The 13,828-nt window shown below is 70.6% G+C and carries 13 protein-coding genes; 3 read left to right on the top strand and 10 right to left on the bottom strand.

The annotated features are described in order from the left end of the window. Nucleotides 1–59: 59 nt before the first annotated feature. Nucleotides 60–1,574 (bottom strand): helix-turn-helix domain-containing protein, encoded by a 1,515-nt coding sequence (locus OG202_RS28645; protein ID WP_327732148.1) that lies wholly within the window; start codon nucleotides 1,572–1,574, stop codon nucleotides 60–62. A 275-nt stretch (nucleotides 1,575–1,849) separates the two neighbouring features. Between OG202_RS28645 and OG202_RS28640 the strand changes: the two genes are divergently transcribed. After that, nucleotides 1,850–2,608 carry a DUF4232 domain-containing protein gene (locus OG202_RS28640; protein ID WP_328224733.1) on the top strand — a complete coding sequence of 253 codons (759 nt, stop codon included), beginning with the start codon at nucleotides 1,850–1,852 and terminating at the stop codon, nucleotides 2,606–2,608. A 43-nt stretch (nucleotides 2,609–2,651) separates the two neighbouring features. Here OG202_RS28640 and hemB read toward each other — a convergent pair whose 3' ends face one another. The 4 genes from hemB to OG202_RS28620 all read right to left on the bottom strand — a co-directional run bounded on the left by hemB (nucleotide 2,652) and on the right by OG202_RS28620 (nucleotide 5,963). Beyond that, nucleotides 2,652–3,644, bottom strand: coding sequence for a porphobilinogen synthase (hemB, locus tag OG202_RS28635; protein ID WP_326579215.1), 993 nt, complete (start codon nucleotides 3,642–3,644; stop codon nucleotides 2,652–2,654). A gap of 64 nt (nucleotides 3,645–3,708) precedes the next feature. Further along, nucleotides 3,709–4,059, bottom strand: a complete 351-nt coding sequence (locus OG202_RS28630; protein ID WP_326579217.1) for a hypothetical protein — start codon at nucleotides 4,057–4,059, stop codon at nucleotides 3,709–3,711. Continuing rightward, nucleotides 4,056–5,246 (bottom strand): helix-turn-helix domain-containing protein, encoded by a 1,191-nt coding sequence (locus OG202_RS28625; protein ID WP_328223806.1) that lies wholly within the window; start codon nucleotides 5,244–5,246, stop codon nucleotides 4,056–4,058. Before OG202_RS28625 ends, OG202_RS28630 begins: the two co-directional genes overlap by 4 nt. A 285-nt stretch (nucleotides 5,247–5,531) precedes the next feature. Then, complete coding sequence (locus tag OG202_RS28620; protein WP_328224732.1) at nucleotides 5,532–5,963, bottom strand: ATP-binding protein; 432 nt, start codon at nucleotides 5,961–5,963, stop codon at nucleotides 5,532–5,534. A gap of 195 nt (nucleotides 5,964–6,158) precedes the next feature. Here OG202_RS28620 and OG202_RS28615 point away from each other — a divergent pair, with 195 nt between their 5' ends. After that, nucleotides 6,159–6,992, top strand: a complete 834-nt coding sequence (locus tag OG202_RS28615) for a helix-turn-helix domain-containing protein (protein ID WP_328223805.1) — start codon at nucleotides 6,159–6,161, stop codon at nucleotides 6,990–6,992. Continuing rightward, nucleotides 6,989–7,192, top strand: a complete 204-nt coding sequence (locus OG202_RS28610) for a DUF397 domain-containing protein (protein ID WP_328223804.1) — start codon at nucleotides 6,989–6,991, stop codon at nucleotides 7,190–7,192. The genes OG202_RS28615 and OG202_RS28610 overlap by 4 nt, the downstream gene beginning before the upstream one ends. Before the next feature lie 176 nt (nucleotides 7,193–7,368). Here OG202_RS28610 and OG202_RS28605 read toward each other — a convergent pair whose 3' ends face one another. The 5 genes from OG202_RS28605 to OG202_RS28585 form a co-directional block, all read right to left on the bottom strand. Beyond that, nucleotides 7,369–8,217: a GNAT family N-acetyltransferase gene (locus tag OG202_RS28605; RefSeq protein ID WP_327728311.1), complete on the bottom strand. Its 849-nt coding sequence runs from the start codon at nucleotides 8,215–8,217 to the stop codon at nucleotides 7,369–7,371. A 142-nt stretch (nucleotides 8,218–8,359) separates the two neighbouring features. Continuing rightward, nucleotides 8,360–10,111 carry a uroporphyrinogen-III synthase gene (locus OG202_RS28600; RefSeq protein ID WP_326579225.1) on the bottom strand — a complete coding sequence of 584 codons (1,752 nt, stop codon included), beginning with the start codon at nucleotides 10,109–10,111 and terminating at the stop codon, nucleotides 8,360–8,362. Next, nucleotides 10,108–11,076: a hydroxymethylbilane synthase gene (gene hemC / locus OG202_RS28595; RefSeq protein WP_327728312.1), complete on the bottom strand. Its 969-nt coding sequence runs from the start codon at nucleotides 11,074–11,076 to the stop codon at nucleotides 10,108–10,110. The genes OG202_RS28600 and hemC overlap by 4 nt, the downstream gene beginning before the upstream one ends. Next, nucleotides 11,073–12,827: a glutamyl-tRNA reductase gene (locus tag OG202_RS28590; RefSeq protein WP_327728313.1), complete on the bottom strand. Its 1,755-nt coding sequence runs from the start codon at nucleotides 12,825–12,827 to the stop codon at nucleotides 11,073–11,075. The genes hemC and OG202_RS28590 overlap by 4 nt, the downstream gene beginning before the upstream one ends. After that, nucleotides 12,824–13,579, bottom strand: a complete 756-nt coding sequence (locus OG202_RS28585) for a redox-sensing transcriptional repressor Rex (RefSeq protein ID WP_326579231.1) — start codon at nucleotides 13,577–13,579, stop codon at nucleotides 12,824–12,826. Before OG202_RS28585 ends, OG202_RS28590 begins: the two co-directional genes overlap by 4 nt. Between the last annotated feature and the right edge of the window lie 249 nt (nucleotides 13,580–13,828).

Below are 13,828 nucleotides of genomic sequence, written 5' to 3'. Positions count from 1 at the left end.
ATAACCACCTCACGTCGGCTGTCGCTCGTGGGCCACCGCAACGTGGGCCGCCTCACCGACTACTGCTGGTCGCTCTCGCCCAGCGTCGTCCCCTCCGGAACCCACTTCGGCCCGCCCAGCGGATACTCGTACGCCGGACGCCCGTTGTTGCCGCTCGTGCGGAACGGCAGGCCGTTGTCGTTCACCCGCAGCGTGCCGCTGCGGGAGCCGCTGGACCACTGCAGCTCCAGGTACCAACTGACGTAGTACGCCGAGGCGTCGGCCGTGACGTAGTAGACCTCCGGGTCGGACTCGCTGACCGAGTACGGGAAGTTCTTGCTGCCCGCCTTGGGCCGCACATCGGGGCGCGCGGCGTCCAGGGCGATCGTGAAGGACCGGGTCGGAACGCCGGCCCCGCAGCCGACACCCGGGTACCCCATGGCGTAGTCGTTCCAGGCGAGGGGCGACCGCTTGTCGACCAACCGGACCTTGAGGCTCCGTACGACCACGGTCTCCTCTCCCGTGCCCTGCAAGGTGAGCGTCAGAAACTGCTTCTCCGACGACACGGCCCCGGCCGCCCGCACCCAGCCCGCCGCGTCCTGCTCCGGCGGCGGTGGCCCCACCTTCGTCGGCGGCCGGTCGGCCAGATACCGCTGGGAGCAGGGGCTTTCCCAGGTGTACGGCTCCACCTTCACGGACAGCGGCACCGGGAGGGACGCGTCCTCGCCACCCCCGCCGCCGCCCGCCCCACCGGGGCTGCTCGGGGTGGTGCGTGCCGAGGGCGCGCTCCCCTTGTCGGCCCCCTTCTCGCCCTTGTCACCCGACGTGCTCGCGGAGACAGAGGGCGAGGCACCGGACGGTGAGGGCGATCGCCGGTCGCCCTCATCCTCCCCCTTGGCCGCCTCCTCCCCGACGGACACGTCCCCGGCCCACCGTGTGCCGGCCCCGTCCTCCTCCCCACCGGACGGCAGACTCACGGCGAGCGTGACCGCACCGAGCACGGCGGCGACCGCCAGCCCGGCCACCAGTGCCGACCGGGAACGCCGTCCGGCACGCGACCGGCCCCCCGAGCCGTCGGAGGCCGCTCCCCCGACCACCGCCCGCCGAACCGCGCTCTGCGCCGAACGCCTCTCCGAAACGCCGTCGTGCCCGACCACCGCACCGGCCGTCGCCGCCTCCACGGCCCCCGCCCCCGCCCCCGAAGCCGAAGCCGAACTCCGCTCGGACGCGACGCCCGCCCCAGCCTCGGAGGCCGCCCCCTTGGTGAACGCCTCACCTTTGGTGGACGCCGCGCCCCGCTCGGCCGCCGCACTCCCCGCCGCTCCCCCGGACGCCCCGGCGGAGTCGCTCCCCTTGCGCCGCCGCATCGCGTCCGCGAGCACCCACGCCCGGTGGAGTTCGACCAGTTCCTCCGGGGTCGCCTTGCAGAGGCGGGCCAACCGCTCCACGGGCGCGTAATCGGCGGGTACGGCGTCGCCGTTGCAGTACCGGTGAAGCGTCGACGTACTCATGTGGAGCCGCTTGGCGAGCACCCCGTAGCTGAGCCCCGAGCGCTCCTTCAACTCCCGTAGCGCCTCGGCGAAATCAGCCCCCATGCCGTCCCCGGCACCGCTCCCCGACACAGCGTCCTCCGTCCCCATGCGCCCCCACGTCCCGTCCGGCGTTCCAGGGGACCGATGTTTTTCCAGGTCAAAGCCGTTCTGGGCGTTCCAGCGTCCCTGATCGTCCGCAGAGTGTGGCGGCTGGGACGGTTCACCCCGCAAGCTCTTGTCATCCAAGCACGCCGCTCCCGGCAACCCGGTCGAGCGGCACGGCTTCGACCACTTGTTCTCAGCCTCTGCAACCGGCTTTGTCCGAAAAGGAATTGATGATGCGCACGTTCCGTACGGCCCGCCCCGTCCGTCTGCTCGCCGCCACCGGAGTCGCGGTCGCCGCCCTCGCCCTCACCGCATGCGACAACGGGATGGGCCCCCGGGACGAGGGCCGGGCGAGCGACTCCAACTCGACCTCGCAGACCACCGGTTCCACCGGCACGGGCACCACAGGCGCGGGCACCACAGGCGGCACGGGCACCACAGGCGGCACCGGTTCCACGGACACCGCCTCCACCACCGGCGGCACCACGACGACCGACAAGGCCTCCGCGAGGACGGGCACCGGCACGTCCAAGGCCGCCGCGTCCGACCCCTGGGACCCCGCCAACCGCGTCACCTGCAACGGCTCCAACACCACCGTCACCATGAAGCCGGTGGCCCGCCCGCTGAACCACATGCTGATCACCGTGAAGAACACCGGCTCGAAGTACTGCGACCTCTACTACAACCCGACGGTCCGCTTCGACCAGGCCCAGTGGGCCCCCGGCGTCTTCGAGGAGTCGCAGCCCCAGGCGGTGGTGACCCTCGCCCCCGGTGAGTCCGGCTACGCGGGCGTCCTCCTCGCCTCGGCCGACGGCAGCGGTGAGAACGGCACCACGGCCAGGAAGGTCACCATCGGTTTCCAGGGCAAGGAGCCGGGCAGCAACGGCGGCCGCGTCGCTGCTCCCGCCCTGCCCTCCGGGGGCGTCTACTACGACAGCTCCCTGACCGTCACCTACTGGCAGTCGTCGATCGACGACGCCCTCATGTACTGAGCCGGAGGGAGCGGGACCGTACGGACTGGGCCGGAGAGGCGCCTCAGCGCACCATCCGCGCGGCCTCGACGGCCCAGTACGTGAGGATGTTCCGCGCCCCCGCCCGCTTGATCCCCGTCAGCGTCTCCAGGATCGCCCGGTCCCGGTCGATCCAGCCCTTCTCGGCGGCGGCCTCGACCATCGAGTACTCCCCGGAGATCTGGTACGCGGCGACCGGCACGTCCACGGCGTCCGCGACCCGCGCGAGGATGTCCAGGTAGGGCCCGGCGGGCTTGACCATCACCATGTCGGCGCCCTCCTCCAGGTCGAGGGCGAGCTCCCGCAGCGACTCCCGTACGTTCGCCGAATCCTGCTGATACGTCTTCCGGTCCCCCGTCAGCGACGAGGCGACGGCCTCCCGGAAGGGTCCGTAGAACGCGGACGCGTACTTGGCGGTGTAGGCGAGAACGGCGACATCCTCGCGCCCGATCTGGTCGAGCGCATCTCGAATGACCCCGATCTGCCCGTCCATCATCCCGCTGGGCCCGACCACATGTGCCCCGGCGTCCGCCTGCACCTGAGCCATCTCGGCATACCGCTCAAGGGTCGCGTCGTTGTCGACCCGCCCCTGGTCGTCAAGAACCCCGCAATGCCCGTGATCCGTGGTCTCGTCGAGACAAAGATCGGACATCACCAGCAGTTCGTCCCCGACCTCGGCCCGCACATCACGGATGGCGACCTGGAGGATCCCGTCCGGATCGGTCCCCGGCGTCCCGAGCGCGTCCTTCTTCCCGTCCTCCGGCACCCCGAACAGCATGATCCCGGAGACCCCGGCCTCCACGGCCTCCACGGCGGCCTTCTTCAGACTGTCCCGCGTGTGCTGCACGACCCCCGGCATCGCCGAGATCGGCACGGGCTCACTCACACCCTCCCGCACGAACGCGGGCAGGATGAAGTCCGCGGGATGCAGCCGCGTCTCGGCCACCATCCGCCGCATCACAGGCGTCGTACGAAGCCGGCGGGGCCGCGTACCGGGAAACGATCCGTACTTCGACATACACCTACGCTACGCCCGCGCCGACAGCCCCTTTGCCGACGGCCCGTCGGTGCGCGAGCCCTTCCTACGCCCCCTGAACGCCATCCCCCGGGGCACGGGTGGCCCCTTCCTCACCCCTGACAACCCGCAACACGGGCTCAGGCGCGAACTCACCGAGATCGAACGCGGCGTCCCGCCAGTGTGCCGCCAGATCCAGCAACTTCTGCGGGTCGTAGTCGACGGGCGGCGCCGGCTGGCAGGGCAGCAGCGGATAGAGGACGGTGATGGCGAACCGGACACCCCACATGGCGGCCCCGGCATGAGGTTCCACACCTTCCTCCACCCCCTCCTTCTTCAGGTACTCCAGGGTGGCCGACGCATCGCGCAGGGTGTTGTACACCTGCGCATAGGTGGCGTGAATGGTGTGGTCGGTCATGCGGCACTCCTCGGGAAGCCGGGTGGATCGGCCCGCCCCGAGTCCGGCTCAGGCGGTACGGGCGGTACGGGCGGTACGGGCGGGACGGGCCGGACGGGCGGGTCAGACAGGTCGGACGGGTCGCACAGTTCGGGCAGTTCGGACGGATTCGGGTCCTGCCACCCCGCGGCCTCCGCGGCCTCCGCGGTCCCCGCGACCCCCCTAGCCTCCGCACCCCCGGCGATACGCCGCTCCCGTTCGGCGCGGCAATCTCGGCACCAGGTCCCCTCGGGCCTGCGGAAGGCCCGGTTGCAGCCGCCCGCGCAGTCCACCATCCGGTACCACGGCTCCGGTTCGCCCTCTGGGGCCTGCCCCTCGGACACTTCCGGCAGGACCGGCAACGGCGGTGGCAGCAGTTCACTCAGCCGGTAGGCGAGGAACCGTGCCGGATTCCTGAGAGGCACGGGAAGATCGGCCGTCATGGCGTGGTGCACCGCCGTCCCACTGGCCCCGTTGTCGAACCAGGCGACGACGGCCGGAGCGAGACGGCGCACATCCTTCTGCGAGAGCGTGAACCGATCATCGGTCCGACGCAGCCCCACGAGCAGTGCGACAGCCTTGTCATAGTGATCACCGCGTTCCGACGACTCGGCGTCGGCGTCCTCCGCCGCAGGCGGCACGACGGAATCAACGGCGCCGAGATCGCCCTCCACCGGCTCCCCGTCCGCCACCACGTCCTCGACGGGCACCTCCTCGACGACCGGCCGAACAGGCACCAGGTCCACCGGACCGGCGACAGCGACCGACCCCTCCCTCTCCCCCATCACCCCACGGGCACGCGTGAGCGCCGGAGCGTTGTACGCGTACGTCCGCGTGACCACGCGCCCACCGTCGACGCGCTCCCGCACCCGCTCGACGTAGCCGTGCGCCTCCAACTCCCGCAGGGCGAAGGCGATCCGGTCCCGGCCTTCGGGAAACCGCTCGGCGAGCGTACGGATATCCGCGGAGGCACCCTGGGGCAGCGAGAGGATGTGGGTACCGAGCCCGATGGCGGTCAGCGACAGCTCACGATGCTGGGCGAGGTGATTGCCGATGATCGTGTACCGGTCGGGCTGGTACTCCTTGACGTGGATGACACCGGAACGGGTGGCACTTCGCCGGATACGGGACTGCGGGCGCACAGCGCCGCTAGGCTTGCTCTCAGCCATGAGGGAAGGCCTTCACTTCTCCTCGGTGGTCAGGCCCTCGCACTGGGATTGCAGTCCCGGCGGGGGCCGTCGCATGTCTGCGTCTGGTCTTCACCGAGCCTGCCCGCCCAACCCACCCCCGCGCCAGCCGACTTGGGACAGTTCACTCCCGCGAGTGACGAACACGGGGTTTGGATTGGTTTGGAGGGTTTCTCTCCCAAGAGTTCTTACTCCTTTACGGCCCGCACCCCCGACACACGCCCGACCGGGACCCGTGTTTCCGGGCTCCGGGGCAGCGCATGCCCTTCACCTCCTGTACTCCAGCTCGGCCCATACGGTCTTGGTCGGCACCGGCCCATCCACCACTCCCCACCGGTCCGCCAACTCCTCGACGAGCAGTAGCCCGTAGCCGCCTTCGGCCGGGGCTCGGCCACTGACCGGCGTACGCACAGGCAGCCGCTCCCCGCGCGTGTCCATCACTTCGATACGGAGCGTGGTCGGCGACGTGACGGCGAGGGTGAGCCGGAAGCTCCGACCGGCGACGCGCCCGTGCAGGGCGGCGTTGGCAGCGAGTTCGGCGACGACGAGCTGGGCGGGGTCCACCGGCAGCCCCCACGAGCGCAGTTGCTCCGCTGCCAGGAGCCGGGCCAGGCGGGCCCCGCGGCGGGTGGCCGAGAGCGGGACGGAGAACCGCTGGGACGGGTCGGCAACGGCGGCGGACCCGGCCGTCTCGGTGATGGAACTGCTGGATCGGGTGATTTGGTCGTTCACGTCACACAGAGTGGTTGCGCGTGCATAGCCTGTGAAGGTCTGACGCCCGTGCGGAGAGGGGCCGTCCGGGTGCGTTCCGGCTCTTGTCCGGGCGACACCGGGAGACGTGGCGCAGGCGCCCGGAGTTGGGCACTGGTGGCGTGACGGAAGGCGGCGGACTACGTGGGCGACTGGGACGCGGGACTGGAAGACGACGAGGCCGGGGCGGTGATGAAGACGGTCGCGCGACAGCTGAAGCTGTGGCGGGAGGCGGCCGGTCTCACCCAGGCGGAGTTCGGAACGGCGATCGGGTACGGGGAGGAGTCGGTCTCCTCGGTGGAGCGGGGGCGGCGGATTCCCCGGCCCGAGTACCTGGACCAGGCGGACGAGGTACTGGGCGCGGACGGCAAGATCGCCGCGATGAAGCGGGACTTGGCGGAGGTCCGGTATCCGAAGAAGGTACGGGACCTGAAGAAGCTGGAGGCGGACGCGGTCGAGCTGTGCGCCTATAACAACTCGGTCGTTCATGGACTGTTGCAGACCGAGGAGTACGCGAGGGCCGTCTTCAGTTCGCGTCGACCACCGTTCACCCCAGATGATCTTGAGCAGCGGGTAGCGGCCCGTGTGGCGCGTCAGGAGATTGTCAGCGATGCGACCGCTCAGCCCGTCTTCAGTTTTGTCCAGTGCGAGTCGACACTTCGACGGCCCATCGGCGGCAGGATGGTTATGCGCGGGCAGCTCGAACGGCTGCTGGAGATCTCTGGGTTCCGCAATGTGGACCTACAGGTACTGCCGCTGGGTCACGAGGAGAACTCCGGTCTCGCTGGATCGTTCAGATTGCTCAGGCTCAAGGACGGCACCACGGTCGGGCACGTCGAGGTGCAGCACATCAGCCGTGTGATTGTCGACCCGAAAGAGGTTCAGCTCCTCGACATGCGTTATGGGACCATCCGGGCGCAGGCTCTCAGCCCACGGGAGTCGAAGGCCCTCATCGAGAAAGCGCTTGGAGAGACATGACCCTCAAGCCCTACGGAGCCAGTCCCGACTCGGAGTGGATAAAGAGCAGCTACAGCACGGACGAAGGCCCCGACTGCGTGGAGGTAGCAGCCATCCCCGACCACATCCTCGTCCGCGACTCCAAGAACCCCCACGGCCCTCGCCTCGCCCTCGCTCCCCCCGCCTGGGCGACCTTCCTGGCGTACGCCTCCGGGAACTGACAGAGCGAACGTATGGGGCCCGCACCCGAGTTGACAGGTGCGGCCCCATGTCGCGCGCCTTCAGTGAGCGACCAGCGCTTCCTCCGGTCGCCGCGCCTCGGCCCTCGCGTCGCCTCTCGCTTCAACGAGCCTCGCTATTCAGAGAGTTGCGCGGTGGGCTGCCTCATGACCGGTTTCTACTCGGCCGGCTCGGCGATCAGCGCCGTACCGATCTCTCGGAAGCCCAGTCGGGCGTATACCCGCGAGACGTCTTCGTCGCCTGCCGACAGGAAGACGGTCTCCGCTCCCCGCGACCGGGCGTCGGCCACCAGTGCCGCAGTGACCGCCGCCGCGAGACCGCGACGGCGAGCTGCGGGCAACGTTCCGACCCCTACGATCTCGCTGACGCCCGCGAGCGGTTGGTGCTGGCCGGCGGACAGTGCCGAGCCGTCCTCGACAGCTGCGGCGACCACCGTCAGACCTGCCCGGATACGCACGATCGCGCGTTCCACCGATCCATCGGCGACACGGGCGTGGACCGCTTCCGCCAATTGCGGGGTCCCCGCGAGACCGACGTGGGTTCCCGGCTCGGCGAAGGCGAGGTGAGGAACGGCCAGGGCGCTGGACAGAAGTGGATCGTCCGCGCCCACGATCCGCACCGACATGGTGCCGGACAGAGCCTCCACCGGCACTGCCGGAGCGCACGGATCGAGCACCATCAGCGGATGTTCGTGGACCACGAGTCCCGACTCCTCGACCGCTGCCCGCAGCGTGGGCGTGGTCTCGGCAACCCATTCGAAGCTTTCCGGGATCCCCAGCTCCCGCTGACGGGCACGGACGTTCTCCACATCGGTGGCCCCCACCGGGCCGGACCATCCCCGCGCGGGACGTGCGTAGAACGGCCAGCCCTTGCCCTCCCGCACAAACAAAGTGAGCGGCCCGTGGTGCTCGACCCGGGCGCCGTGACGCGGGACCGCGTCGTAGTACTCCTCAAGCCGGTCCAGCAATGCCCGCTCGCGGCGATCGTCAAGATCGGCAGAAGTCATACCGGGCATCCAAGCAACAGGGCCCCAGCCGGCACCACTCCATTTCGAAAGTGACCCGGCATGCTTCGGCACTGCTGGGCCGCGCAAGGAAAAACGGCGTGAGGTCCCCGCGGACCTCACGCCGTTCTCCTGCTGGCCCGTGTCAGGTCGTAGACCGCCGCCTACGCGCCCCCGGCCGCCGCTCGCTCGGCCGAGTGACGGGATCCCCCGCCTCCACGGCAGCGGCCCGCCGCCGTACCCCGAAGTCCGCCAACGCCTCGGCCAGCTTGTGCACGGACGGCTCGGGAGCCATCACGTCCACCCGAAGCCCGTGCTCCTCGGCCGTCTTGGCCGTAGCGGGCCCGATAACGGCGATCACCGTCACGTTGTGCGGCTTCCCGGCGATGCCCACCAGGTTCCGCACGGTGGAGGACGACGTGAAGAGAACGGCGTCGAACCCGCCCCCCTTGATCGCCTCCCGCGTCTCGGCCGGCGGCGGCGAAGCCCGCACGGTCCGATAGGCGGTGACGTCGTCGACCTCCCACCCGAGCTCGATCAGCCCCGCGACCAGCGTCTCGGTGGCGATATCGGCCCGCGGCAGGAACACCCGGTCGATCGGATCGAAAACGGGGTCATAGGGCGGCCAGTCCTCCAGCAAGCCGGCCGCGGACTGCTCCCCGCTGGGCACCAGATCCGGCTTCACACCGAAGGCGATGAGCGCCTTGGCGGTCTGCTCCCCGACCGCCGCGACCTTGATCCCCGCGAAGGCACGGGCGTCGAGCCCGTACTCCTCGAACTTCTCCCGCACCGCCTTGACGGCATTGACCGAGGTGAAGGCGATCCACTCGTAGCGCCCCGTGACGAGGCCCTTCACGGCCCGCTCCATCTGCTGCGGCGTCCGCGGCGGCTCGACCGCGATCGTCGGCACCTCGTGCGGTACGGCCCCGTACGAGCGCAGTTGGTCGGAGAGCGAGGCGGCCTGCTCCTTCGTACGCGGCACGAGGACCCGCCACCCGAACAGGGGCTTGTTCTCGAACCACGACAGCTGGTCGCGCTGGGCCGCGGCGGAACGCTCTCCGACCACGACTATCACCGGCCGGCCGCCCTCCGGCGAGGGCAGCACCTTGGCCTGCTTCAGCGTCTGCGCGATCGTGCCGAGCGTCGCGCTCCAGGTCCGCTGCCGGGTCGTCGTACCGGCGACGGTGACGGTCATCGGCGTGTCGGGCTTACGGCCGGCGGCGACCAGCTCACCCGCCGCCGCGGCCACGGTCTCCAGCGTCGCCGAGACGACGACGGTCCCGTCGGACACCCCGACCTCGGCCCAGCACCGGTCGGACGCCGTGCGCGCGTCGACGAACCGCACGTCCGCGCCCTGCGCGTCCCGCAGCGGCACACCGGCGTACGCGGGCACGCCCACGGCGGCCGCCACTCCGGGAACCACCTCGAACGGCACGCCCGCGGCGGCGCACGCCAGCATCTCCTCGGTGGCGTACGTGTCCAGCCCCGGGTCCCCGGAGACCGCACGCACGACCCGCTTGCCGCCCCGCGCGGCCTCCATGACAAGATGTGCGGCATCCCGCACAGCGGGTGCACCAACGGTTGTTGACGCGCCGTCAACGACCGTCAGCTGAGGCGTGCCTGTGCCCGAGAACGTATCCGCTGAAGTAGCCGCGGAAGAGGCAGAGGACGCCGCAGTCAGTGCCGACGGCGGGCTCGAGTCGGTGTCCAGTAGGGCGACGCCTGCGCGGGCGTGCGTACGCACCACGTCGAGCACGTCGTGCTCGGCGATGAGAACGTCCGCGTTCGCCAGCGCCTCGACGGCGCGCAATGTCAACAGTCCCGGATCCCCGGGTCCGGCACCGAGGAAGGTGACGTGACCGTGGTCCGGACCGGCGGGAAGGGTGGTGGGGCTCAATGTGCTCGCTCCCCCATCAGACCGGCCGCGCCCTTAGCGAGCATCTCGGCGGCGAGTTCACGGCCGAGCGCCATTGCTTGGTCGTACGTCTCGGGCACGGGACCGGTGGTGGACAGCTGCACCAGCGTCGAGCCGTCGGTCGTGCCGACGACGCCGCGCAGGCGCATCTCCTTGACAGTCTGCCCGTCGGCCAGAAGGTCGGCGAACGCACCCACAGGTGCGCTGCAACCGGCCTCCAGGGCGGCGAGCAGGGACCGCTCGGCGGTCACGGCGGCCCGAGTGTACGGGTCGTCGAGCTCGGCGAGCGCGGCGATCAGTTCCGCGTTGTCCGCGGCACATTCGATCGCCAGTGCCCCCTGGCCGGGGGCGGGCAAAACGGTGTCGACCGAGAGGAAGTCGGTCACTTCGTCGCTACGTCCGATCCGGCTCAGTCCGGCGGCGGCCAGGACTACGGCGTCCAGCTCACCCTTCCGTACGTATCCGATCCGCGTGTCGACGTTCCCGCGGATCGGCACCGTCTCGATCGTGAGCCCGTGGCTGCGCGCGTACGCGTTCAGCTGGGACATCCGCCGCGTCGAACCGGTGCCCACTCGCGCGCCCGCGGGCAGCTGCTCGAAGGTCAGTCCGTCCCGGGCGACCAGCACGTCCCGCGCGTCCTCACGGACCGGCACGGCGGCCAGCGCGAGGTCGTCCGGGTGCGTGGTCGGCAGGTCCTTGAGGGAGTGCACGGCGAAGTCGACCTCGCCCCGCAACAGCGCCTCGCGCAGCGCGGTGACGAACACTCCCGTGCCGCCGATCTGCGCCAGCTGCTCGCGGGAGACGTCGCCGTACGTCGTGATCTCCACCAGTTCCACGGGCCGTCCGGTCAGCCGGCGGACCGTCTCCGCCACCTGCCCGGACTGGGCCATGGCGAGTTTGCTTCGCCTCGTCCCGAGCCTCAGGGCCCTGTCTTGCGGCTCACTCATGATCGCCCTCGGTTCTCGGCGTTCGCTTCGACGTTCTTGTCGCGGTCTGCGTGCTCGACGCTGTCCTCGGCCCGGGACACGGCGGCGACCGTCTCCTGGTCCAGGTCGAACAGGGTCCGCAGCGCGTCCGCGTACCCGGCACCGCCGGGCTCGGCCGCGAGCTGCTTGACCCGTACGGTCGGCGCGTGCAGCAGCTTGTCGACGACGCGCCGCACGGTCTGGGTGATCTCGCCGCGGTGCTTGTCGTCCAGGGCCGGCAGCCGGCCCTCCAGGCGCGCGATCTCGTTCGCGACGACATCGGCGGCCATGGCGCGCAGCGCCACGACGGTGGGCGTGATGTGCGCGGCACGCTGGGCGGCACCGAAGGCCGCCACCTCGTCCGAAACGATCCTCCGCACCATGTCGACGTCGGCGGCCATCGGCGCGTCGGCCGAGACCTCGGCGAGCGACTCGATGTCGACCAGCCGGACCCCGGCCAGCCGGTGCGCGGCGGCGTCGATGTCCCGGGGCATCGCCAGGTCCAGCAGCGCCAGCACGGGCGCGGGCCGGGGCACCTCGACGACCGGCTCGGGCCGGCGCAGCTCGGGGATCCGCCCGGTGACGGCCACGGTCGCGACGAGCGCGGCGATCAGCTCGGCGTCGTCGGCCGGCGTACGCGGGGCCTCACGCTCCGGCGTACGACGGCTCGCGCGCCGGTCCACGGTCGCGTTGTCCACCCAGGCCGCGTGCTGCTCCAGCGTGGCCGCGTCCATCCCGGCCACCGCGGCGTCCCCGAGCACGGAGAAGCCGCCGCCCTGCGCGGCGGGCAGGTCCAGGGGGCAGTCGTCGTCGCTGCCGAGAGAGGTCGGCGGCAGGACCGGCCGTACGTCCGTGCGCGTCTCCGCCCCGGTGGCGAACGCGCCCTCGGGAACCCGGCCCTCGACGGCCGCCGCGATCATCCCGGCGCTCAGGACCAGGCCCGTGGCGCCCGTACAGGAGACGGCGACATCGGCACGTGTCAGCTCGGCCGGCACCGATTCCATCGGTACCGCGCGGGCCAGCACGTCCGTTTCGCCCTGTTCGGCCAGGATCTGTGCGAGTCGCTCGGCCCGGTCGTACGTCCGGTTGGCGATCACGATCTCGCCCACGCCCGCGCGCGCGAGGGTCGCGGCGGCCAGCGAGGACATCGACCCGGCGCCGATCACGACGGCCCGCTTGCCCCGGGCCCAGCCCTCGACGTCCGCGCCGGCGGTGAACTGCTCCAGCCCGAACGTCACCAGCGACTGCCCGGCCCGGTCGATCCCGGTCTCGGAGTGCGCCCGCTTGCCGACCCTGAGGCTCTGCTGGAACAGGTCGTTCAGCAGCCGCCCGGCCGTGTGCATCTCCTGCGCGCGGGCCAGCGCGTCCTTGATCTGCCCGAGGATCTGGCCCTCGCCGACGACCATGGAGTCGAGCCCGCAGGCCACCGAGAAGAGATGGTGGACGGCCCGGTCCTCGTAGTGCACGTACAGATACGGAGTGATCTCGTCGAGGCCCACCCCGCTGTGCTGGGCGAGCAGCGTGGACAGCTCGGCGACGCCCGCGTGGAACTTGTCCACGTCCGCGTACAGCTCGATGCGGTTGCAGGTGGCGAGGACGGCGGCCTCGGCGGTCGGCTCGGCGGCGACCGTGTCCTGAAGCAACTTGATCTGCGCGTCCAGGGACAGCGCGGCCCGCTCCAGCACGCTCACCGGAGCGCTGCGGTGGCTCAGTCCGACGACCAGAAGACTCATGCCGGCATCACGGCGGGGACATCCCCGTCGGGCCCTTTCCCGGACTCCTTGGGAGCCAGCGGTACGGCATCGGCCGCGGCCGCGGCCTCCTCGCCGGCCTTGCGCTGCTCGTGGAAGGCGAGGATCTGCAGCTCGATCGAGAGGTCCACCTTGCGGACGTCGACCCCGTCCGGCACGGAGAGGACGGTCGGCGCGAAGTTCAGGATCGAGGTGATCCCGGCGGCGACCAGCCGGTCGCACACCTGCTGGGCGGCACCGGCGGGGGTGGCGATCACGCCGATGGACACGCCGTTGGTGTCGATGATCTTTTCCAGCTCGTCCGTGTGCTGGACCGGAATACCCGCGACCGGCTTCCCCGCCATCGTCGGATCGGCGTCTATCAGCGCGGCCACCCGGAATCCACGGGAGGCGAACCCGCCGTAATTGGCGAGCGCGGCGCCGAGATTACCGATACCGACGATCACGACCGGCCAGTCCTGGGTCAGCCCCAGCTCACGCGAGATCTGGTAGACGAGATACTCGACGTCGTACCCCACACCCCTCGTCCCGTACGAGCCCAGGTACGAGAAGTCCTTGCGCAGCTTCGCGGAGTTGACCCCCGCGGCGGCCGCCAGTTCCTCGGATGAAACGGTGGGTACCGAGCGCTCCGACAGCGCGGTCAGGGCACGGAGGTACAGCGGAAGCCTGGCGACGGTGGCCTCGGGAATCCCTCGGCTACGGGTCGCCGGTCGGTGAGTTCGGCCAGTTGCCACGGTGCTCCTGCGGGTAGAGCGGGGCTGCGGGCGGTCATGCGTCCCCAGACCGCCCCGTCGACAGCAGGCTATGTCTTTGTGAACGCGTGCACAAAGATGGTGTCCGATTTGCCCGGCCAACGTGACCGGGGTCACGCACACTCGACGCACGCGTACGGAACCGGCACACCCGCACCTTCGTTCCTCACCTGACGCCTTGCGCGACGGGGGCAAAACCGCACACTCTCCTCACGAATCCCGCCCCCGAGA

Origin of the sequence: Streptomyces sp. NBC_00310 (assembly GCF_036208085.1) — a bacterium.
Classification (GTDB): Bacteria; Actinomycetota; Actinomycetes; order Streptomycetales; family Streptomycetaceae; genus Streptomyces.
The sequence above is the reverse complement of the archived record's forward strand: the minus strand, read 5'-3'. Positions and strand labels throughout refer to the sequence as shown.